General features: G+C 66.3%; 18 protein-coding genes and 1 pseudogene. 11 read left to right on the forward strand and 8 right to left on the reverse strand.

The window, feature by feature from the left end:
* The first annotated feature begins 8 nt into the window (after positions 1-8).
* Positions 9-797 (forward strand): SDR family NAD(P)-dependent oxidoreductase, encoded by a 789-nt coding sequence (locus tag ACPGXI_RS00885; RefSeq protein ID WP_526648856.1) that lies wholly within the window; start codon positions 9-11, stop codon positions 795-797.
* Positions 797-1,477, forward strand: coding sequence for a TrmH family RNA methyltransferase (locus ACPGXI_RS00890; RefSeq protein WP_526648858.1), 681 nt, complete (start codon positions 797-799; stop codon positions 1,475-1,477). Before ACPGXI_RS00885 ends, ACPGXI_RS00890 begins: the two co-directional genes overlap by 1 nt.
* Here ACPGXI_RS00890 and ACPGXI_RS00895 read toward each other — a convergent pair.
* Both ACPGXI_RS00895 and ACPGXI_RS00900 read right to left on the reverse strand, forming a co-directional pair.
* Positions 1,367-3,055, reverse strand: a pseudogene (locus ACPGXI_RS00895) (MFS transporter); the annotation flags it as partial. The gene ACPGXI_RS00890 and the pseudogene ACPGXI_RS00895 overlap by 111 nt on opposite strands.
* A complete protein-coding gene (locus ACPGXI_RS00900; RefSeq protein ID WP_526648860.1) occupies positions 3,052-3,594 on the reverse strand; it encodes a TetR/AcrR family transcriptional regulator in 543 nt (180 codons plus the stop codon). The gene ACPGXI_RS00900 and the pseudogene ACPGXI_RS00895, both read right to left, overlap by 4 nt.
* Positions 3,595-3,686: 92 nt before the next feature.
* Between ACPGXI_RS00900 and ACPGXI_RS00905 the strand changes: the two genes are divergently transcribed.
* Positions 3,687-4,808 (forward strand): glycoside hydrolase family 76 protein, encoded by a 1,122-nt coding sequence (locus ACPGXI_RS00905; RefSeq protein ID WP_526648862.1) that lies wholly within the window; start codon positions 3,687-3,689, stop codon positions 4,806-4,808.
* 6 nt (positions 4,809-4,814) lie between these two features.
* Here ACPGXI_RS00905 and ACPGXI_RS00910 read toward each other — a convergent pair whose 3' ends face one another.
* The gene (locus ACPGXI_RS00910) at positions 4,815-5,501 is read right to left on the reverse strand and encodes a VTT domain-containing protein (RefSeq protein ID WP_526649135.1); all 687 of its coding nucleotides are present in this window, start codon (positions 5,499-5,501) and stop codon (positions 4,815-4,817) included.
* Between the two features lie 100 nt (positions 5,502-5,601).
* Here ACPGXI_RS00910 and ACPGXI_RS00915 point away from each other — a divergent pair, with 100 nt between their 5' ends.
* A complete protein-coding gene (locus ACPGXI_RS00915; protein ID WP_526648864.1) occupies positions 5,602-6,519 on the forward strand; it encodes an undecaprenyl phosphate translocase family protein in 918 nt (305 codons plus the stop codon).
* Between the two features lie 145 nt (positions 6,520-6,664).
* On the forward strand, positions 6,665-7,699 hold the full coding sequence (gene fbaA, locus ACPGXI_RS00920; RefSeq protein ID WP_526648866.1) for a class II fructose-bisphosphate aldolase: 1,035 nt from the start codon (positions 6,665-6,667) through the stop codon (positions 7,697-7,699).
* Here fbaA and ACPGXI_RS00925 read toward each other — a convergent pair.
* Complete coding sequence (locus tag ACPGXI_RS00925) at positions 7,696-8,472, reverse strand: Rv0361 family membrane protein (RefSeq protein WP_526648868.1); 777 nt, start codon at positions 8,470-8,472, stop codon at positions 7,696-7,698. The two genes, fbaA and ACPGXI_RS00925, sit on opposite strands and share 4 nt — an antisense overlap.
* 152 nt (positions 8,473-8,624) lie before the next feature.
* On the opposite strand from ACPGXI_RS00925, the gene ACPGXI_RS00930 reads away from it, so the two are divergent.
* Positions 8,625-9,041 (forward strand): DUF3151 family protein, encoded by a 417-nt coding sequence (locus tag ACPGXI_RS00930; RefSeq protein WP_526648870.1) that lies wholly within the window; start codon positions 8,625-8,627, stop codon positions 9,039-9,041.
* Between the two features lie 10 nt (positions 9,042-9,051).
* On the opposite strand, the gene ACPGXI_RS00935 is transcribed toward ACPGXI_RS00930, so the two are convergent.
* On the reverse strand, positions 9,052-9,948 hold the full coding sequence (locus ACPGXI_RS00935) for a cation diffusion facilitator family transporter (protein ID WP_526648872.1): 897 nt from the start codon (positions 9,946-9,948) through the stop codon (positions 9,052-9,054).
* A gap of 73 nt (positions 9,949-10,021) precedes the next feature.
* On the opposite strand from ACPGXI_RS00935, the gene ACPGXI_RS00940 reads away from it, so the two are divergent.
* On the forward strand, positions 10,022-11,167 hold the full coding sequence (locus tag ACPGXI_RS00940; RefSeq protein ID WP_526648874.1) for a polysaccharide pyruvyl transferase family protein: 1,146 nt from the start codon (positions 10,022-10,024) through the stop codon (positions 11,165-11,167).
* A 65-nt stretch (positions 11,168-11,232) separates the two neighbouring features.
* Here the strand turns inward: ACPGXI_RS00940 and ACPGXI_RS00945 are convergent, their stop codons facing one another.
* Complete coding sequence (locus ACPGXI_RS00945) at positions 11,233-12,012, reverse strand: site-2 protease family protein (protein WP_526648876.1); 780 nt, start codon at positions 12,010-12,012, stop codon at positions 11,233-11,235.
* Between the two features lie 34 nt (positions 12,013-12,046).
* Positions 12,047-12,643: a peptidase M50 gene (locus ACPGXI_RS00950; protein ID WP_526648878.1), complete on the reverse strand. Its 597-nt coding sequence runs from the start codon at positions 12,641-12,643 to the stop codon at positions 12,047-12,049.
* Between the two features lie 104 nt (positions 12,644-12,747).
* Between ACPGXI_RS00950 and ACPGXI_RS00955 the strand changes: the two genes are divergently transcribed.
* From ACPGXI_RS00955 to ACPGXI_RS00970, 4 genes are read left to right on the forward strand one after another with little or no spacing between them, the layout of a single operon-like run.
* A complete protein-coding gene (locus tag ACPGXI_RS00955; RefSeq protein WP_526648880.1) occupies positions 12,748-14,043 on the forward strand; it encodes an adenylosuccinate synthase in 1,296 nt (431 codons plus the stop codon).
* Positions 14,040-14,675, forward strand: a complete 636-nt coding sequence (locus ACPGXI_RS00960; RefSeq protein WP_526648882.1) for a PaaI family thioesterase — start codon at positions 14,040-14,042, stop codon at positions 14,673-14,675. The genes ACPGXI_RS00955 and ACPGXI_RS00960 overlap by 4 nt, the downstream gene beginning before the upstream one ends.
* Before the next feature lie 41 nt (positions 14,676-14,716).
* Complete coding sequence (locus ACPGXI_RS00965) at positions 14,717-17,872, forward strand: cytochrome P450 (RefSeq protein WP_526648884.1); 3,156 nt, start codon at positions 14,717-14,719, stop codon at positions 17,870-17,872.
* Between the two features lie 41 nt (positions 17,873-17,913).
* On the forward strand, positions 17,914-18,582 hold the full coding sequence (locus ACPGXI_RS00970) for a hypothetical protein (RefSeq protein WP_526648886.1): 669 nt from the start codon (positions 17,914-17,916) through the stop codon (positions 18,580-18,582).
* Positions 18,583-18,592: 10 nt separating this feature from the next.
* Here ACPGXI_RS00970 and ACPGXI_RS00975 read toward each other — a convergent pair.
* A partial coding sequence (locus tag ACPGXI_RS00975) for an MMPL family transporter (RefSeq protein WP_526648888.1) occupies positions 18,593-20,522 on the reverse strand: 1,930 nt, incomplete at its 5' end.

Consider the following 20,522-nt stretch of genomic DNA (forward strand, 5'->3'; position numbering starts at 1 on the left):
CTCGGGGCATGTCACGCCCCGTCGCTTTGATCACCGGGCCGACGTCCGGGCTGGGAGAGGGCTTTGCCCGCCGTTACGCAGTCGACGGCTACGACCTGGTGCTGGTGGCCCGCGACATCGAGCGACTGGAACGCTTGGCCGCCGAGTTGAGGGACGAGGCGGGTGCCCGGGTCGAGGTCATTCCTGCGGATCTGGCTGTTGCCGCCGACCGGGTGGTGGTCGCCGACCGTCTGCGGGCAGGTGTCCAAGTGCTGGTGAACAATGCCGGGTTCGGCACGGCGGGGGAGTTCTGGTCCGCCGATCTCGAGGTGCTGCAGGCTCAGCTCGACGTCAACGTCACCGCTGTCATGCAGCTCACCCATGCCGCGCTGCCGCCCATGCTGGCCGCCGGCGCCGGAACAGTGCTCAACGTGGCCAGCGTCGCAGGGCTGCTGCCGGGGCGCGGGTCGACCTACTCGGCCTCCAAGGCATGGGTGGTCTCGTTCTCCGAAGGACTGGCCAATGGGCTCGGCGGCACGGGCGTGGGCGTACACGCGCTGTGTCCGGGGTTCGTCCGCACCGAGTTTCATCAGCGGGCCGGCATCGACATGGCAGGCACCGCCTCGTTCCTCTGGCTCGAGGTCGATGACGTGGTCCGGGAGACCATGGCCCACACAGGTAAGGATGCCAAGAACAACAAGACCGTGATCATCCCGGGCTTGCAGTACAAGGCGCTGACTACCGGTGGGCGCATGGTGCCACGGAACGTGGTGCGCGCCTTGACAAAAGTGGTGGGCAAGGGCCGTGACCGTACTTGATGGCCAGTGCCGGCAGCCACGATTCTGGTGGATCTGACCCTGATGTCGCCGGCCCCACCGAGTGGGGTGGGTGCCACGGGGTGGGTCCGTGGACAGGGCCGCCGCCCGGTGACGCCAGGTACGATCCGGAGCTGCTAAGTGCCGGCGACACCCGCAATGTCGTAGACGAATACCGCTATTGGACGCGTGAAGCGATCGTCGCCGACATTGACGAGCGCAGGCACCGGCTACACGTGGCCATCGAGAACTTCGGGAACGACGCGAACATCGGCGCGGTCGTACGTACCGCGAACGCCTTCGCCGTCGACACGGTGCACATCGTCGGCCGCAGGCGCTGGAACCGGCGCGGGGCGATGGTCACCGACCGCTATCAGCGGCTGCGCCACTACGAGAAGATCGCCGATCTATTGGACTTCGCCGCAGAGGGCGGTTTGACCGTCGTCGCGGTCGACAACACCCCCGGGTCCGCGCGTATCGAAGAGGTCACCTTGCCCCGCGACTGCTTGTTGGTGTTCGGCCAGGAGGGGCCGGGTATCACCGCAGAGGCGACGGCCGGTGCCGGCGTGACGGTATCGATCGCCCAGTTCGGCTCCACCCGCAGTATCAACGTAGGTGTCGCCGCCGGGATCGCCATGCACACCTGGATCCGCCAGCATGCCGACCTCGGCCGCGCCTGGTGACGGAGCCGGGCTGCCGGCGACATCGGGCCTGGAAGCCGGGCTGCCGGCGACATCGGGCCTGGGAGCCGGGCTGCCGGCGACATCGGACCTGGGTCGCAACAGTAGCCAGACGGCGACCGCTGCGGTGAGCAGCAGCGCCGCACCGGCCGCCGAGGCGATCGCCAGGCCGTCGGTGAACGCGGCCTTCGCGGCGGTGAGCAATGCGGCGCCCTGGTTGGCCGGTAGCTCTGCGGCGGCGCGGATGGCTCCGGGCAGCGAGTCGCGCGCCCCGTCGGCTGCTGCGGCCGGAAGGCTGGGCTCGATCACCACCGTGCGGTAGACGGCGGTGACGATCGAGCCCAGCGTGGCGATGCCCAGCGCCATCCCGAGTTCGTAGGCCGTTTCGGAGACCGCAGCCGCTGAGCCTGCGCGTTCTTTGGGCACGCTGGCCAGGATGACGTCGCTGGCGACGGTGAAGGCGAGGCCGAGGCCGACACCGACGACGAACAGTGCGACGCCGAGTGGCAGGTACGGCGTAACGGGCGCGAACAGTGTCAGCGACGCCGACAGCGAGGCCATGGCGAGACCGATCAGGGTCAACCCTGTGGTGAGTACCGCGCGGTGCGAGACGTAGCGCACAGCCACCCCGGCGAGGACACCGAACACGGTGGCCGTCACCGCCGCGGGCAGCTCCGCCATCCCTGCTTTGAGCGGCCCGAAACCCTGCACGAGCTGGAAGTACTGGGACAGGAAGAACACCAGCCCAGACAGGCCCAGTACCGACAGCAGGTTCGCGGACACCACCCCGGAGAACACCGGGTTGCGGAACAGTCGGACGTCGATAAGCGGCACCGGCAGGCGCAGTTGGCGCCGTACGAACAATGTCAGGGCCGCCGCCCCGACCACACCCGCCAGGACGGCGTCGATGCGCAGACCGTGCGCCAGACCGATGAAGCCCTCCTTGATGCCGTACACGACACCGAGCATCCCGAGCATGGACAGCGCCACGCTGGGGAGATCCCACGGACCGGGTTCAGGGTTGCGGTGCTCGGGCAGCAGCAGGATGCCGCCGACGAGCAGGACCAGCATCACCGGGATATTGATCAGGAAGACCGATCCCCACCAGAAGTGCTCCAGCAGCACACCGCCGACGACCGGACCCAGGGCGGCACCTGCCGAGAAAGCCGAGGCCCACACACCCACGGCGATGCTGCGCTCCCGCTGGTCGGGAAACAGTCCGCGGATCAGTGCCAGCGTGGCAGGCGTCAGCGTCGCGCCGGCCATGCCCAGCAGCGCACGGGTCAGGATCAGCGTCTCCGGTGTCGAAGAATATGCGGTCACCGCCGAGATGATGGCGAAAGCTGTTGCGCCGTAGAGCAGTAGCTTCTTGTGACCGATGCGGTCGCCCAGGCTGCCCATGCTGATCAGCAGGGCGGCGAGAACGAACGAGTAGATGTCACCGATCCACAGAATCTGGGTTCCGGTGGCACCGAGGTCTGCGCTGATGAACGGGGTGGCCAGCGCAAGAACCGTGCCGTCGACGCCGATGAGCAGCACGGCCATGGCGAGGACACCGAGGGCGAACCAGCGGCGGGTCATGAGGTGTGTACTCCGTTGAGCATCAGGTCGGTGATGAGTCGGTCGAAATCGAGGCCGGCGACACGGCCCGCGCGGATGGCCCATGCGGTCCCGGCGACCAGGCTGTAGAACACTTCGGTGAGCCAGGCTGCGGTGAGGTCGGGCCGGAAGTCTCCGTCGCGCTGTCCGCGCTGGAACAACGCCGTGATCTCGGTGTCGACCTCCAACCACGCGTCCTGCGTGTTGTCGGCGTCGAGTTCCTGGCTCTGGCTGTACAGCAGCGCCAAATAGGGCGAGACCGGCTGACATGCCGAGACCAGGCGACGCAGGGCATCGGTTGCTGAACCCTCGTGTAGCTGAACACTGTGCAGTACCTTGCGCATCTCGTTGATGGCGAGGTCTTCCAGCGCCTCGGTCAGCGCGAGTCGACCGGAGAAGTGACGATGCAGCGTTGCTCGGCTGACCCCGACTGCGGCGGCGATCTCGTCCTGCGTGGCGTTCGGACGCCGGCCGAGAAAGTCCGCCGCGGCACGCAGTAACTGGTCGCGAGTGGCTGACATGCAACGACTATAGCTCATGTGAAACAAAATTGTCTCATCAGTATCTAGGGCTGCCTCCCCGGCACGCGCCCGTTTAGGGCAGGATCGGTGTCATGGATCAGTTGTGGGCCAACCGCGCCGCCAGCGCGGAAGCCGCGATCACGAAGCGGCACCTCAAGCGGCTCTGGGGCATACCGGGTACGCAGCTAGGCGTTGTCGCCTGGCCCGCTGCTCAGCAGCACCGGCGGTTCGCGACCTGGCACTACTGGTGGCAGGCGCACCTGCTGGACAACCTGGTGGATGCGCAGGTTCGTGACCCCCAACCCGAGCGGCTGAAGTCGATCGCCCGGCAAATTCGCGGACATCGCGTGCGGAACTTCGGGTCCTGGGGCAACGACTACTACGACGATATGGCGTGGTTGGCCCTGGCGCTGGAACGCTCGGGCCGGCTCACCGGAGTGGGACGCCCGAAGGCGCTGGAGAAGCTTGCCGGGCAGTTCCTCAACGCCTGGGTGCCCGAGGACGGTGGCGGAATCCCCTGGCGTAAGCAGGATCAGTTCTTCAACGCACCGGCCAATGGGCCTGCGGGCATCTTCCTGGCCCGTCACGGGGACCGATTGCGCCGGGCGCAACAGATGGCCGATTGGATCGATGAGTCGTTGATCGATCCGGAGACCCATCTGGTCTTCGACGGCATCAAAGCCGGCTCGTTGGTTCGGGCGCAGTACACGTACTGCCAAGGCGTGGTGCTGGGACTGGAAACCGAACTCGCGGTGCGCACCGAGGACGCCGAACATGCCGAACGGGTGCACCGACTGGTGGCTGCGGTCGCCGAGGAGATGGCGCCCGACGGTGTGATCAAGGGCGCCGGCGGCGGGGACGGTGGATTGTTCAACGGGATTCTGGCGCGCTATCTGGCTCTGGTGGTCACCACGCTGCCCGGGCGCGGGGCCAAGGACGAGCAGGCTCGTCAGACCGCGCGATCGGTGGTGCTCGCGTCGGCGCGGGCTGCCTGGGATAACCGCCAGACTGCTGAGGATCTGCCGTTGTTCAGCGCATTCTGGGACCGGGTCGCCGAGCTACCGACCGCCGGCACCCAGGAGGCCCAGTTCATCGAGGGAGCGGTCAATTCCTCGCAGATTCCAGAGCGCGATCTATCGGTGCAGTTGGCCGGCTGGATGTTGATGGAAGCCGCATATGTCGCCAGCGACGAATCAGGTGCCGCAGGCGATTGAGGCCGACTATCCGGCCGTCGGCTCGGCGTCGGCGGACACTTCGGCGGCCCCTTCGGCGCGCTTGGCGGCTTTGCGGCGCTTGTGCCACTCATATGCCATCGGCAGGACCGACAGAATCACGATGCCGACGATGAAGGGTTCGAGCAGTTTCTGAATCATCTCGAACCGCCCGAGCCAGTACCCGAGCAGCGTCAGACCGACACCCCAGACCGTGGCGCCGATGGCGCTGTACAGCGTGAACACTGCGTAGTTCATCTTGGCGGCGCCCGCGGTGATGGGCGCGAGCGTGCGCACGATGGGCACGAAACGCGCGATCACGATGGCGAACGGACCGCGTTGCTCGAAGAACAGATGTGCCTCGTCGAGGTACCGCTGCTTAAGGAATCGCGCGTTGGGCTTGAACATCGCGGTGCCGATGTTGCGACCGATCCAGTAGCCCAGTTGTCCGCCGAGCACCGCAGCGATCGGGATGAAGACCAGCAGTTGCCAGAGCGCGAAGTTGGCGTGGACGGTGCCGTCGTGCGCGGCCGCGGCGGTGCCGGCAGCGAGCATTCCTGCCACGAACAGCAGCGAGTCGCCGGGCAGGATCGGAAACAGCACTCCGGATTCGACGAACACGACGACCAGCACGCCGATCAGCGCCCAGGTGCCGAAGTAGCTGAGGAGGTTGATCGGGTCCATGAAGTCGGGCATCAGCGCGAGATTGTCGACGACCACGGGTTGCAAGGCTACCGGCGCGGGCGGCCGTCAGGAATAGCTCCTCAAGGCCACTCACAACCGCTAGCGTGATCGGGTGCTTGCAGCTGTCACCAACCTGGTCCGTGGCGCACTCATGGGCGTTGCCGAAGTCATCCCCGGCGTGAGTGGCGGAACGGTCGCATTGATCGTCGGCATCTACGAGACGCTGATCAAGGCGATCGCCAACTTGGTGCTCGCCCTGCGGCAACTCGTCGGCCTCGGGACCGGGAGACCCTCCGCGCAGGCCTCCGCCTCCACATTCCGAAGTCTGCCCTGGCGAATCCTGATCCCCGTGGCGATCGGCATGGGCATCGCGCTGATTCTCGGAGCGCGATTCCTCGAGCCGCTGCTCGACGCGTATCCGGTCCAGATGCGGGCGTTGTTCTTCGGACTGGTGCTTGCGGGTGCTTATGTGCCGGCTCATATGGTCGTCCGCACTGCACCGGGCGCATGGCGGGCGAAGGACGTCGCGGCCGGGGTAGTGGCTGCGGTCTTCCTGTTCTGGCTCACGGGCGTGCCACCAGCCACCATCGCTGATCCGAGCCCGATCGTGATCGTCCTTGCTGCAGCGGTGGCTATCTGCGCGCTCGTGTTGCCCGGAGTGTCCGGTTCATTCCTGCTGCTCTCCCTCGGCATGTACGAGGTGACCATGAGCGCTGTCAATAACCGCAACTTCGCCTACATCGCACTCTTCGGACTCGGCGCCATCATCGGTCTCGCATCGTTCGTCACGCTGTTGAGGTGGCTACTCGAAAACCGCGCTCGCAGCACGCTCGTGGTGATCACCGGGCTCATGATGGGGTCTCTTCGGGCGCTGTGGCCGTGGCAATCCGCGGACCGTGACCTGCTCGCGCCGGCTGCCGACATCTCCATGGTGCTGCTGTTGTTCGTTGCCGGAATTGTGGCCGTGGTGGGGCTGATTCTCATCGAACGCCGACTGGGAATCTCCGAAGAGCAGACAGACTTCGACTGATCGGCGACATTCTCGGGGTAACGGGCCCGGGCTTGTGCTGCGATGGACGAGGGTTGCGCGCGGTGCCGAATGGCGTTGACCGTGTGAGGATGGGTCGTTCTTGAGATACTGCCGGTAAAGCCAGGACAGCCGAGAGGAACCAGTTATGCCCATCGCCACGCCCGAGGTCTATGCCGAGATGCTGGGCCGCGCCAAGGAGCACTCTTTTGCGTTCCCGGCGGTCAACTGCACGTCCTCGGAGACCATCAATGCAGCGCTCAAGGGCTTCGCTGATGCGGGCAGTGACGGCATCATTCAGTTCTCCACCGGTGGCGCGGAGTTCGGCTCTGGACTCGGCGTCAAGGATATGGTCACCGGAGCGGTGGGCCTGGCCGAATTCGCCCATATCGTCGCAGAGAAGTACCCGGTCACTGTCGCGCTGCACACCGACCATTGCCCGAAGGACAAATTGGACGGCTATGTCAGGCCGCTGCTGGCGATCTCCTCGGAAAGAGTGGCCAAAGGGCACAATCCGTTGTTCCAGTCCCACATGTGGGACGGCTCGGCCGTCCCGATCGACGAGAATCTCGAGATCGCTCAGGAGCTGCTGAAGCTGTCCGCGGCCGCCAGGATCATCCTGGAGATCGAGATCGGGGTGGTCGGCGGCGAGGAGGACGGCGTCGAGGCCGAGATCAACGACAAGCTCTACACCAGTGCCGAGGACTTCGAGAAGACCATCACCGCCCTGGGCGCCGGTGAGCACGGCAAGTACCTGCTGGCCGCGACGTTCGGCAATGTCCACGGCGTCTACAAGCCGGGCAATGTCGTGCTTAAACCCGAGGTCCTCGCCGAGGGGCAGAAGGTGGCCTCGGCGCAGTTGGGCCTGCCGGAGGGCTCTCAGCCGTTCGACTTCGTTTTCCACGGCGGTTCCGGGTCGTTGAAGTCCGAGATCGAGGACTCCCTGAAGTACGGCGTGGTCAAGATGAACGTTGACACCGATATGCAGTACGCGTTCAGCCGGCAGATCGCCGGCCATTTCTTCTCCAACTACGACGGAGTGCTCAAGATCGACGGTGAGGTGGGCAACAAGAAGGTCTACGACCCGCGCAGCTACTTGAAGAAAGCCGAGGCCGGCATGGTCGACCGGGTCATCGAGGCGTGCAACGATCTGCACAGCGCGGGCCGGAGCGTGACCGGCTAACTGGCCGGCGCCTGGCAGATCTTCCACTGTTCGTCGCGGAACTCCAGATCGAAGCTTCGCGTCGAGCGGGTCCGCGGCGCATACGCCATGAAGGTCGTGACGTTCGCCTCGGCGTGATCGCCGTTGACCACCACCTGATCGATGCTGGCGACCACCGGGTACTGCTTGGCGGCAGCCACCCGCGAGTGTGTTTCAGCCCAGGCTTTTTCGTTGTAGCGGACATAGTTGTCGCGGGTCGTCCCGCAGGTGATGCTGCGCAGTGTCGACAGGTCGCCGTTCTGCACCGCGATGTCGAAGTCCTGGATCGTGGCCCGGACCATTTCCTCCTGGGACACCTTAGGGGTGGACGCGCGGGTCAGCAGGATCGTGCCGAGGATCGCGATGGCCGCCAGCGCCGCGACAACGGCCACGATGGCCGCCACCCAAGCCCAGCTGCGTTTCTTCTTCGGCCGCTGCGGCACGTCACCACGTGGCGGAATCAGTTGGGGCGTAACGGACTGTTGCTCGCCGGGCTGGCCGCCCTCGGTCGACGAGAACACCTCGGTGGCCGGGTCCGCGGGCTGGTCGATGATCTGGGTTGATCCCGCGTCGAATCCGGACGGTGCGGTGAACCGCCGCTCCCCGGGTTGGTCGTCCACGTCCCCGGCGGCCGGGTCGGCCGGCGCCATGACCTCGGTGGCCGGTTCGTGGTCGGAGCCTGGGGTTTCAGCCGTCTCGTCGGTCGATTCGCCGGTGTTCTCGTCGGGCTGGCCAGGCCCTGTGGGGTGCGACATCCCTGCTCAAATCCTTTCCGGTCCCAACCCGACGACGGGGTCCTAACCCAACGACGGCATCTGTCTCACTGACGCTACGGCGGAAGCTTAACCATCCGTGGTGACGGGCGCCCGCGGCCGCACGCCCGAGTCGACCCGGCACAATGGGGCCCATGACTCGGATGGGCGATCTCCTCGGACCAGAACCGGTGTTGCTGCCCGGTGATCCCGCTACAGAGGCGGAACTAGCCGCTGCGGACAACCCTGCCACCGTGGCCGCGGCGCATCCGTCGGCCTCGATCGCGTGGGCTTTGCTCGCCGAAGAGGCGCTCGAGCACGGCCAGGCGGTCACGGCCTACGCCTATGCCCGCACCGGTTACCACCGTGGGCTCGATCAACTGCGGCGCAGCGGCTGGAAGGGTTTCGGTCCGGTGCCGTTCTTCCACGGGCCCAACCAGGGCTTTTTGCGATGCGTTGCGGCGCTGGCGCGGGCCGCCGAAACGATCGGCGAGACCCCGGAGTTTCAGCGGTGCCTGGATCTGCTCGACGACTGTGATCCGTCCGCGCGGGCGGAACTCGGTCTGTCCTGAAGGCGGCGCTCTACCTCTTGTCGCTTTCGCATTCGCAGTCGGTGGCCGAGTCAGGTGGCTCCACCTGAACCGTGGAGTGGTCCAGGCCGCGGGCGGTGAGCACGGTTCGGGCGTCGTCGAGCACGAGAGCCGAATTTCGTCTGCTGGTCAGGTGCGCTGTGACCATGTCCTTGCCCGGCACCAGGGTCCATACGTGAAGGTCGTGGACTTCGGTGACGCCGTCGACAGCGCCCAGTGCAGTGCGCAGTTCTTCGACGTCGATGTGGCTCGGCGACGTCTCGGACAGGATTCGCAGTGCGGTCCGAGCCAGCGAGATGGCGCGGGGCAGCACCCACAGCGCCACCAGAACGGCGACGACGACGTCGGCGTAGGGCCACCCCGTGGTGACCGTGACGATGCCTGCGACCAGCACTCCGACGCTGCCGAGGGTGTCGGCGATGACCTCCATGTAGGCGCCCTTGACGGCGAGGCTGGTCTTGGCGTGCGAACGCAGCAGGAGCACGACCACAGCGTTGGCGAGCAACCCCGCCAGTGCGACGACGATCAGCGGGACTCCAGGGACGTCGGGGGCGTCCCCGAGCCGTTGGAATGCCTCGTACAGGATGAAACCCGCCACCCCGAGCAGCAGCACCGCGTTGGCCACTGCGGTGAACACTTCGGCGCGGTGCCAACCGTAGGTCCGCGACGGGGACGTGCTGCCGCGCCGGGCCATCAGCACCGCGGTCAGGCCCATGAACATGGCCACCAGGTCGGTCAGCATGTGGCCCGCGTCGGCCAGCAGCGCGATGGAGTTGATCGCCAGCGCAGTGGTCAGTTCGACGACGAAGAAAACCGACAGGATGCCCGCCGCGATGAGCATGCGCGAGACGCGGGTGTCGGCACTCCCGTGATTGTGTCCTGCACCCATGGATCGAAATATATGCGGATAGTTGCATGTATGACAAGTCGTTGGGCTGTGCAGCGCTCGGTAGCATCGCGTGATGGCCGAAAGCCGGGAGTCCCCCGTGTACTACCTGGTTGCCACCGCCGGTTTCCCGAATTTCGGCGACGAACTGATCCTCGACGGCTGGTTGCGCCACCTCAGTGAGGTCGCGCCCAACGCCGAGGTGTGGGTCGACACCCACTCGCCGGGTCCCAGCCAGCTGCTCTTCGGGGACGCGCATCCGCGGGTGCGTTTCGTCGACACGCTGTGGCGACTGTGCTGGGAGGCGCCGTCCGACGATCCGTGGGAGGTTGCTTCCTGGGTGCAGAATGCCATCGCCAATCCTGGAATGGCACCCCGCTGGCACCAGGGCATTATGGCTCTGCACCGCCCCCAGGTCGTACATGTCCTCGGCGGTGGGTACGTCAATGCCGTGTGGCCGCGGCACGTCGGGCTACTGGCCGGGGCTGCTGCGGCCGCCCGGCATTCAGGGGCCAGGGCGGCGATGTCGGGACATGGGTTGGCTCCGCAGCCCCCGGGTGCGGGTCCGCTGCTGGCAGCGCTGGCTGACCGGTTCGATGTCGTCGATGTTCGCGACGCGGAATCCGCTCGGTTGCTCGGGGTCGGCCCCGGTGTCGACGATGCGTTCCTGACGATCGGTCAGGGACACCGCACCACCACGCCTCAGGAAGCCTGGCCCGATGCGCCGCCGCCCACGGTGATGATCTGCCTTCAGTCAGACATGAACGACATCGGCAATGGCTCGGTCGCCGGCGTGACATTGTCCATGTTGCGCGCCTGGGCGGTGCCTCCGGAACAGGTGTGCGTGGTCGAGGGGATACCGCGGGTCGACCGGGAGGTCTACGCGCTCATCGAACACGAGATGCCGGGGGCGCGTTTCTACCCGTTCGTCGATGTCTGGGCCAACGGCCTTCCGGTGTCCGCCGGACAGACGTGGATCTCGACCCGATTTCACCCGCACATGATCGCCGCTGCGGCCGGCGCGTCGGGCGTGGCGATATCGATCAGTCCGGACTACTACGCCAACAAGCACCGCTCGTTGATCGAGCTGGGTTCGGGCTGGACGCTGGCCGAAGACCCGGACAAGGTGCCGCAACGCCCGACCGGTTCAGGCTTCGCGCCGGGCATCGTGCAACGGCTCAGGGCGCAGAAGCGCGCCGTCGCCGGCGCGATATACACCTAGCCCGATCCACCCGGCCATCTGGCGCCCTCAGCTACCCGGACCGCTATTTGGACCAGCCCGGTGTCTCAAAACCAGGCCGACCAGAACCGGGTCAGCTGCCCCCCGGCGGCCGACAACGCAGCGGGCACTCCGGACAGTTCGAACAGCCAGTACACCGCAGAGAAGAACCACTGGTTGAGGCCCGGTGCGATGAGCAGGATCAACAGCAGGAAGAAGCCCCACTGTTTGGCGGGCTGCAGCGCGCGCTGCGTTTCCGCACTGAGATGGGGCTCCAGCGCGGAGTAGCCGTCCAGGCCCGGAATCGGCAGCATGTTGAGCAGGAACGCGGTGATCTGCAGGAAGCCCAGGAATGCCACGCCCGCCCAGAACACCGAGTGGGCCGGGTCGTACATCAGCCGGGTCAGCGTGAGCAGCAACACCGCGAACCCGAGGTTGACTGCCGGGCCCGCCAGGCTGACCAGCGTCTTCTGCCGCTTCGTCATGAACCCGGTCTGGACGTACACCGCGCCGCCCGGCAGGCCGATGCCGCCCAGCGCGATGAACAGGACGGGCAGTCCGAGCGACAGCAGCGGATGCGAATACTTCAGTGGATTGAGGGTGAGATATCCGCGTATGGCGACGTCGCGATCTCCGAACCGCCATGCCGAGTAGGCGTGGCCGAACTCGTGCAGACACAGTGTCACCAGCCACCCGAAGATGACGAAAACGAAGACGCCGAGGTAGGCCAGCGGCCGGATCTGCTGCGCCGAGAGCCACGCCACGACCCCGCCGGCCACGGTGAGCCCCACGATGACCAGGAAGATCGGGCTGGGCCGCACCGACTGATGCAGTGGGCGAATGCTCACGCCACCAGGCTATCTGGGGTAGCCGTACCGGTTGTCAGGGGCCGACGCGCAGCCAGCCCTGGGTATGCCGATAGAAGGTAGAGCGCCGGACCGGCCGCGGCGCCGGCTTACCGTCCCGGACCACCAGCGCGCCCGCGGTGCCCAATTGGGCGGCCCGTCCCGTCACCCAGCGCCGGGGACGGCCGGACCCGGCGCTGGCACGAAGACCGGGCATCGCCGCGGTCGGCTCTATCCGCACACCGGTTACCGCACCGTCGAACAGCACGGCGTCGTCGACCACCGCTTCGCCGCGGATCGTCTCGGCGCCCGCCTGCGGTAGCCAGTAGGCGACGTGTGTGAGGACACTGCCGGTCTCGTCACGGATGAGCGGAACGCGGGTTGCGGCGCCGTTGCGGGCCCGCCGCCCGTGCCACGGCCACCGCACATGGGCCACCTCGATGTCGAGCCGATCCTGGCGCAACAGCTGGGTCAGCACCGCTGCCAGGTCGCCATGTGAGCCGACCACGATGAGCCGGCGGTAGCCGACCAGCCCGTCGAGGTCGGGTCCGGTGTCTACGACGGGAAGCGCGCCCAACCCCCAGGGCGCGCGGCGGCCGCCGAACAGCAGAACCGCGACTTGTGAGTCGTCCAATCTGCTCCTTGTGAAACGGGCGGTGATCAGGTCGATGTTGATCGGATAGGGTGGCTCACCGGCTGCACACATTATCGAGCGCGGTACGAGCAGGAGATAGCGCCATGCCGGCAATCGTCCTCATCGGCGCCCAGTGGGGTGACGAGGGCAAAGGTAAAGCCACCGACCTTCTGGGTGGCCGCGTTCAGTGGGTCGTTCGCTATCAGGGCGGCAACAACGCCGGCCACACTGTGGTGCTGCCTACGGGGGATAACTTCGCGCTCCACCTGATTCCGTCGGGCATCCTGACCCCGGGCGTCACCAACGTCATCGGCAACGGCGTGGTCGTCGACCCCGGTGTGCTGCTTGACGAGCTCCAGGGTATCGAGGCGCGCGGGGTGGACACCGATCGACTGCTCATCTCCGCTGACGCCCATCTGTTGATGCCGTATCACGTAGCGATGGACAAGGTGGTCGAGCGTTACGCAGGCAGCAAGAAGATCGGCACCACCGGCCGCGGTATAGGGCCGTGCTATCAGGACAAGATCTCGCGCATCGGCATTCGCGTCGCGGACGTGCTCGACCCCGGGCTACTGGCCGAGAAGATCAGCGGTGCACTGGAATTCAAGAATCAGGTGTTGGTCAAGATCTACAACCGCAAGGCGCTGGACCCCGCGGAGGTGGTCGACGCACTGCTGGCGCAGGCCGAGGGGTTCGCGCACCGCATCGCCGACACCCGACTCTTGCTCAACGCGGCGCTGGAACAGGGTGAAACGGTGCTGCTGGAGGGATCGCAGGGCACACTGCTCGACGTCGACCACGGTACGTATCCCTTTGTCACGTCGTCGAATCCGACCGCGGGCGGCGCGTCCGTCGGGTCCGGCATCGGCCCGACCAGGATCACTACCGTACTGGGGATTCTGAAGGCCTACACCACGCGAGTTGGTTCTGGCCCCTTCCCCACCGAGCTGTTCGACGAGTGCGGTGAGTATCTGGCCAAGACCGGTGGGGAGATCGGCGTAACGACGGGCCGGCGTCGCCGCTGCGGATGGTTCGACGCGGTGATCGCCCGCTACGCCACCAGGGTCAACGGCATCACCGACTACTTCCTCACCAAGCTCGACGTGTTGTCCAGCCTCGAGACCGTGCCGATCTGTGTGGGCTACACGGTTGACGGCAAGCGCAGTGACGAGATGCCGATGACCCAGAGCGATATCGCCCGCGCCCAACCGATATACGAGGAACGTCCCGGGTGGTGGGAGGACATCAGCGGGTGCCGCACCTTTGAGGATCTGCCCGCCAACGCTCGCGACTATGTACTTCGGCTCGAAGAGCTTGCCGGAGCCCATGTTTCGTGCATCGGCGTGGGTCCCGGGCGCGACCAGACGATCGTCAGACGCGACATCCTGGCCGCCAGGTGACCGACGACCCCAGGGCTATCGATCCTGACTATGACAAGCGCGGCGGATTCCCGAACTTCCAGGCGGCAGACCCCGGCCCGGGCTTCGGACGGTTTCTGACCGCGATGCGCCGAGCGCAGGATCTGGCAGTGTCCGCCGCTCCCGACACTCACACCTGGGAGCGTGCGGCCGATCTCGCCGAGGAACTGGTTGAGCTGCTGGGCCCGTCCGAGGCCGCTGAAGGCGTCGGCCCCGCCAACCGGGTGCCTGCGCTACCGGGTTCCGGCAGCCTGCTGATGCCACCGTACAAAGTGGTGAGCTTTGACGCCGACGGGGTCGAGTTGGAGGTGTCCTTCAGCCGCTTCTCGGTCGGCGGAAACTCAGCCGTCCATGGAGGCGTGCTGCCGTTGCTGTTCGATTCGGTGTTCGGCATGGTGATTCACGCCGCGGGGCGCCCGATCAGCCGGACGGCATTCCTGCATGTGGACTACCGAAACGTCACCCCCATCGACACACTGCTGACCGCACGGGGCTGGGTCCGCGAGGCCGAGGGACGTAAGGCGTTCGTCAACGCCGAACTGCGCGACCCCGAAGGCAAGCTGCTGGCCGAGGCGAACGGGTTGATGATCCGGCTTCTGCCCGGCCAGCCATAGTTTGCGGCCGGAGACGCCCGGGCACGCATATGCTGTCCGGCGTGGCCGAATTCGAAATCTCTTTGCCCCCACAGCTCGAGAACGTCCCTTCCGCCGAGGGCCCACTACCCACTCCGGCGGATTTGGCCGGCCGACCCTACGCACTCCCCATCGACATCCTCGGTGAGCTCCATGGACCGATTTTCTATGGGGACCACAGCGGTGTTCAACGGTTGTACCTGTGCTCCATGGCGCTGGTCGAGGAGGTGTGCGACGAGAGCAGGTTCGCGAAGAACCTGACCAAGCCGCTCGCCGATATCCGCCAGTTGGCCGGTGACGGCCTGTTCACCGCGTATCACGGTGAGCCGAATTGGCAAAAGGCACATGACGTACTGCTGCCGGGGTTCAGCTACACCGGTCTGCGTAACTACCACGCCGCGATGCTGGACATCAACGGCCAGCTCATCGCCCGCTGGGATGCCAGCATTGGCCGACAGTCGGTGGACGTCTCCGACGATCTGCAGAAGCTCGCGATGGACACCGTCGCATTGGCCGGATTCGGAGCACGCTTCGAGTCCTTCGACCATGACGGGCTCGCACCGATCCCGAAGAGCTTCACCACCGCACTCGATATGGTCGGAGCACCGCAATATGCCGCGGAATTCGACGCCGAGCTGGCCAGCCTCCATGAGCACTTCGATGAACTGATCGATCGGCACCGCGCCGGCTCGTACGAGGCCGACGACCTGCTGTACTCCATGCTCAAGCAGGATGCCGACGGTAAGCCGGTGCTCGAGGCGGAAAACATCCGCAACCAGATCATGACCTTTCTCATCGCCGGGCAGCTGACGACCTCAGAACTGATGCCCACTGCGCTCTACAACATCGTCCGGCATCCGCTGGTGCACTCCCGGGTGCAAGCCGAGGTGGACGAGGTGTTCGACTCGGACGACGACTACCTGCCCAGCTACGACGACATCGGCAAACTCACCTATCTGCGACAGGTGCTCAACGAGACGCTCCGGCTGTCGCCTCCCGTGCTGGGCTTCGACCGGATGGCTCTGACGGACCAGGTCATCGGCGGCAAGTACCCGGTCAAGCGCGGCGAAGCGGTCACCGTGCTCACCGGGGCGCTACACCGGCAGCCGGAATGGGGCGACAACGTGGAGCTCTTCGACCCGGACCGGTTCGAACCCGCCCTTGCCGCGGCCCGGCCGGCGGCCTTGTTCAAGCCGTTCGGCACCGGGCCTCGGTCGTGCATCGGCCGCCAGTTCGCCCTGCACGAAGCCACCATGGCGATCGCCCGGGTGCTGCATCGATACCGCCTGATCGATTCGCAACACTACGTACCGCAGTGGGAGTGCGAGCTGAGTCGCCGGCCCGTCGGTTTCCACCTTGATCTGATCCGGCGCACCCCGGCCGACCGCCATCACGCAACGCCTGCGGAGACGGCCGGCTCCGCCGCTGTCCAGTCGCAGGTGGTTTCAGCCATCAAGGCCGGAACCACCGTGGCGATCCTGCACGGCTCGAACCTCGGCACCTGCCGGGCGCTGGCCAGCCAACTGCAAGAGGAAGCCACCGATGTGGGCTGCGCTGCAACGCTCGGACCGCTGGATGACGCCGTCGGTGACCTGCCCGAGGCAGACGTGATATTGATTGTCGCGTCGTCCTACAACGGACAGCCGACCGATGATGCGCGCGCCTTCTTCGCGTGGCTGAACGGCGAGGATGCCGCACTGGGTGGCTCGCCCAACTTCGCGGTGCTGGGTGTCGGGGACCACAACTGGACCGATACCTACCAGGCGGTGCCCAAGCGTATCGACGAACGGCTGGCCGAACTCGGTGGTCGGCGTTTGGTCCCGATGGGCTCGGCGGACACCTCGGGTGACCTCACCGGGACGGTCGAAGAGTTCACTGTCGCGCTGGGTAGGGCGCTGTCGGAGCACTTCGGCGACCCCGACGCAACGCTGAAGACCTCCATGGACGAGCCGCTCTACGATCTGCACAGGATCGCCGGTCCGGTTACCGCGGCGATCGACGCGCGGTTCGCGGTGGCACCGATGGTGGTACTGGAAAACAACGAATTGGTCAGTGGCGAGAACGCCCTGGGGCAAGCCAAGAGAAACGTCCGCGTCGCCCTGCCCGAAGGCTTGGAGTACCAGACCGGCGATCATTTGACGGTGCTTGCCGACAACCCGGCCGACGTGGTCGAAGCGGTGATCGCATCGCTGGAAATCGACCCCGAGGAACGGCTGTCGATCAACCCTCGGCGGACCTCGCGGCGGCTTATTGCACTCGACCGCGAGGTGAGCGTGCGCGAACTGCTCACCCACCTCGTCGAGCTTCGCAAGCCCGCCACGAACAGCCAACTGCGGAAGCTTGCCGCGGCCAATCCGTGCCAGCCGGAGCGGCAACGCCTCGAAGAGCTTGCAGCCGCCTCCGAGCCGAGTGCCCTCAGCCCCATCGAAATTCTTGAGGAGTTCCCTGCCTGCGACATTACTGGTGCAGAACTTCTCGAGCTGCTCGAGCCGATGACACCCCGGCACTACTCCATCTCGTCGTCGTCGCGACTGTCGCCGACTGTCGTCGGTCTCGTGGTGAGCGTGCTCGACGCTCCGGCCCGATCGGGTCAGGGGCTTTTCAAAGGTGTTGCCTCAAACCATCTCGCCGGCATCGGCGCCGGGGAACATATTCGCGCCCGGGTTGATCCGGCACGCCAGGCCTTCCGAGCGGGCGCGGACCCAGAGAAGAACGTCATCCTGGTCAGCGCGGGCACCGGCGTAGCGCCGTTCTGCGGGTTCCTCGGCGACCGCTTGGCGGCCAGAGCAGCGGGTGAGCCGTATACCACCGCGCTGTGCTTCTTCGGGGTCCGCGACCCCGACGTGGACTACATCTTCAAGGACCAGTTCATCGAAGCCGAAGAGCTCGGGATCGTCTCGATGCGCCCGGCCTTCTCGCGGGCACCGCAGAACGGCGTCCGCTACGTGCAGGACCGCATCGCCGCCGACGCCGAGGACGTCTGGGCGCTTCTCGGCGACCCCACGAGCGACACCCACGTTTTCGTCTGTGGCGATGGCGCCAAGATGGCCCCGGCCGTGCGGCAGGCTTTCATCGACATCTACCGCGCGCGCACCGGGGCAAGCGAGAGCGATGCCCGCGACTGGCTCATCGGTCTGGTCGAGTCGGATCGCTACGTCGAGGATGTGTGGGCGGGCTGATCAACTGCATCTAGACGGGCCCGGCATGCCACCATGGAACGGTGACGCACCCCATTGACCGCCACATCCGCCGCCTCTCGACACCGCGCGCGGCGGCCTTCGCCGGTGTGCTGTTCGCGCTGCTTTTCGGCGCCGTCCTGGTGATGATCCGTACCGCGATGCCCGGCGGTGAAGAACTCGGTTCGCAATGGGTCGCCGGGTCGGATGATCGGCTGCGGGTCGCCATCGTGCTGATGCCGTTTGCGGGCATCGCGTTCCTCTGGTTCATCGGCGTGATACGCGACGTTCTCGGCTCATTGGAGGACAAGTTCTTCTCGACGGTGTTCATCGGCAGCGGTCTGCTTTTCCTGGCGATGATCTTCGCGTCCACCGCTGTTGGCGCAGGACTTCTCGCCAGCAAGGAGTTCCTCGGCGCGAACGGCACCCGCACCGAGGTGGCCGCCTTCGGTCAGGGACTTCTCGTGTCGCTGAGCAACACCTACGCGCTGAAGATGGCGGGGGTGTTCATGATCTCCCTGGCGACCATCTGGTTGCGGACCCGGCTGATGCCCGTCTGGCTGGTGGTCGTGACCTACCTGGTCGCGCTCAGTGTTCTGGTGGCCAGCGACATCTACCCGTGGATGACGTTGGCTTTTCCGGCGTGGGTGCTGGTGGTGAGCCTGGTGATCCTGGCGCGATCAGGTGTGATCGACGTGCCGGGCGACCCCTGACCGCGGCGGGCTATCGGGCGCGGTGTCGGCCGCCTGCCCGTCGTACCGGGGAACCGGCGTTCTCGCCTTGCAGCGCGGGCCACCAGATCCGCGGGCCGATCAGGGTGAACAGCGCCGGGATGATCACGGTCCGCACCAAGAAGGTGTCCAACAGGATGCCCAACCCGACAATGATGCCCAGTTGGGTGAGCACGATCAAGGGAAGTACGGCCAGCACGCAGAACACCGCGGCCAATACGATGCCCGCACTGCTGATCACCGCGCCGGTCGCCGAGACTGCCCGGATGATGCCGTCGCGGGTGCCGTGCTCCGGTGTCTCCTCACGCGCGCGGGTCACCAGGAAGATGGTGTAGTCCACCCCGAGGGCGACCAGGAACAGGAAGGCCAGCAGGGGAGCGGTGTTGTCCAGTGCCGGGAATCCGAACACATGCACGCCCGCCCAGCCGCCCAGCCCGAGGGCGGCCAGCGCGCTCAGCACCGTGACGGCAACCAGGACCAGCGGTGCCAGTGCCGAGCGCAGCAAAACGTACAGCACCAGCAATACCACCGCGAGGATCGCAGGAACCACCACGGCGCGGTCGTGCCCGGCGGCTGCAGCCGCATCTCGTGCCTTGGCGTCGGAGCCGCCGACGAGTCCATCGCTGTCAACTTGGTGCACCGAATCACGTAGTGCATCAATGGTTCCGAATGCCTCATCGGAGGCCGGGGCAGCGGAAAGGACCACCGACCACTGACTCAATCCGGTCGGCGCGGTACCCGCCGGTGTCACCGATACGACGCCGGGGGTGTCGTCGATTACGCGCTGCACCTCGGCGGCGCGATCGGTCGACGCGATCACCCAGGTTGGATCGGTGAGTCCGCTGGGGAAGTGCGCCGCCAGTGTGTCGAAGCCGTTGACCGATTCGGCTTGAACGCGGAACTGCTCGGTCTGTGACAGGCCCAGCGGTGTGCTCAGCAATCCAGTGCACAGCAGCGCCAGGGCGCCGATCGAAACCACCGCGACCTGCGCCGGTCGTCGCGCGACGGAGGCGGCCACCCGGTGCCAGACCCCCCGGTCGGTGAGTGCCTCGTCCCCCACCCGAGGGATGAACGGCCAGAACAGCTTCCGCCCGAAAACACCGAGCAGAGGGGGTAGCACCAGCAGCAGGAACACCGCCGCGACCACCAGTCCGGAGGCGGCCTGGACCCCCAGACTGCGGGTGCTCGGTGACGACGCCAGGAGCAAAGTCAATAGTGCCAACACCACCGTGGCGTTGCTCGCGATAATGGCCGGGCCCGCGCGGCGGACGGCGGTGTCCAGCGCATCCTGATGGGACTGGTTACGCCCCAACTCTTCTCGGTACCGTGAGATCAGCAGCAACGCATAGTTTGTGCCCGCACCGAAAACCAGAACGCTGGTGATCCCCGACGACTGCCCGTCCGGTGCCATACCCAAGGCTTCAGCGACGGCCGAGCCGACGACGGCAGCGACCCGGTCGGCGAAGCCGATCACCACCAGCGGCGCCAGCCATAACACCGGGGACCGGTAGGTGATGATCAGCAGAAGTGCCACCACCGCCGCGGTCACGATGAGCAGTGTCAGATTCGCGCCGGAGAACGAGTCGGCGATGTCCGCGCCGAAGGCCGGCCCACCGGTGACCTCGGCCCGAAGGTCACCGGGAAGCCCCTGGTCAGCGGCCGCGCGCAGCGCCTGGACGTTGTCGCTGAGCGCAAATCCGGACAGGTCCGCCGATAACGACACCACCGCCAATGCGGCCTTTCGGTCTTCGGAGACCTGGATGGGCGGACCCGTCGCTCCGCTCGCCGCGAGCATCCGCTGGCGAGCCGCATCGGCTGCTTGCGTGTCAGCCGGTGTCAACGCAGCGCCGTCGTCGCGGCTGACCACCAGGATCACCGGGACGCGGTCACCGCCGGGGAACTGGGTGCGGGCTGAGTCGGCC

The organism is Mycobacterium sp. (assembly GCF_049608025.1).
Classification (GTDB): Bacteria; Actinomycetota; Actinomycetes; order Mycobacteriales; family Mycobacteriaceae; genus Mycobacterium.

Excerpts from the sequence above, each read along its gene's own strand:
- ACPGXI_RS00955 (WP_526648880.1), top strand. The coding sequence starts at position 12,748 with ATGCCGGCAATCGTCCTCATCGGCGCCCAGTGGGGTGACGAGGGCAAA.
- ACPGXI_RS00910 (WP_526649135.1), bottom strand. The coding sequence starts at position 5,501 with ATGCCCGACTTCATGGACCCGATCAACCTCCTCAGCTACTTCGGCACC.
- ACPGXI_RS00905 (WP_526648862.1), top strand. The coding sequence starts at position 3,687 with ATGGATCAGTTGTGGGCCAACCGCGCCGCCAGCGCGGAAGCCGCGATC.
- ACPGXI_RS00935 (WP_526648872.1), bottom strand. The coding sequence starts at position 9,948 with ATGGGTGCAGGACACAATCACGGGAGTGCCGACACCCGCGTCTCGCGC.
- fbaA (WP_526648866.1), top strand. The coding sequence starts at position 6,665 with ATGCCCATCGCCACGCCCGAGGTCTATGCCGAGATGCTGGGCCGCGCC.
- ACPGXI_RS00885 (WP_526648856.1), top strand. The coding sequence starts at position 9 with ATGTCACGCCCCGTCGCTTTGATCACCGGGCCGACGTCCGGGCTGGGA.
- ACPGXI_RS00890 (WP_526648858.1), top strand. The coding sequence starts at position 797 with ATGGCCAGTGCCGGCAGCCACGATTCTGGTGGATCTGACCCTGATGTC.
- ACPGXI_RS00925 (WP_526648868.1), bottom strand. The coding sequence starts at position 8,472 with ATGTCGCACCCCACAGGGCCTGGCCAGCCCGACGAGAACACCGGCGAA.
- ACPGXI_RS00930 (WP_526648870.1), top strand. The coding sequence starts at position 8,625 with ATGACTCGGATGGGCGATCTCCTCGGACCAGAACCGGTGTTGCTGCCC.
- ACPGXI_RS00900 (WP_526648860.1), bottom strand. The coding sequence starts at position 3,594 with ATGTCAGCCACTCGCGACCAGTTACTGCGTGCCGCGGCGGACTTTCTC.
- ACPGXI_RS00940 (WP_526648874.1), top strand. The coding sequence starts at position 10,022 with ATGGCCGAAAGCCGGGAGTCCCCCGTGTACTACCTGGTTGCCACCGCC.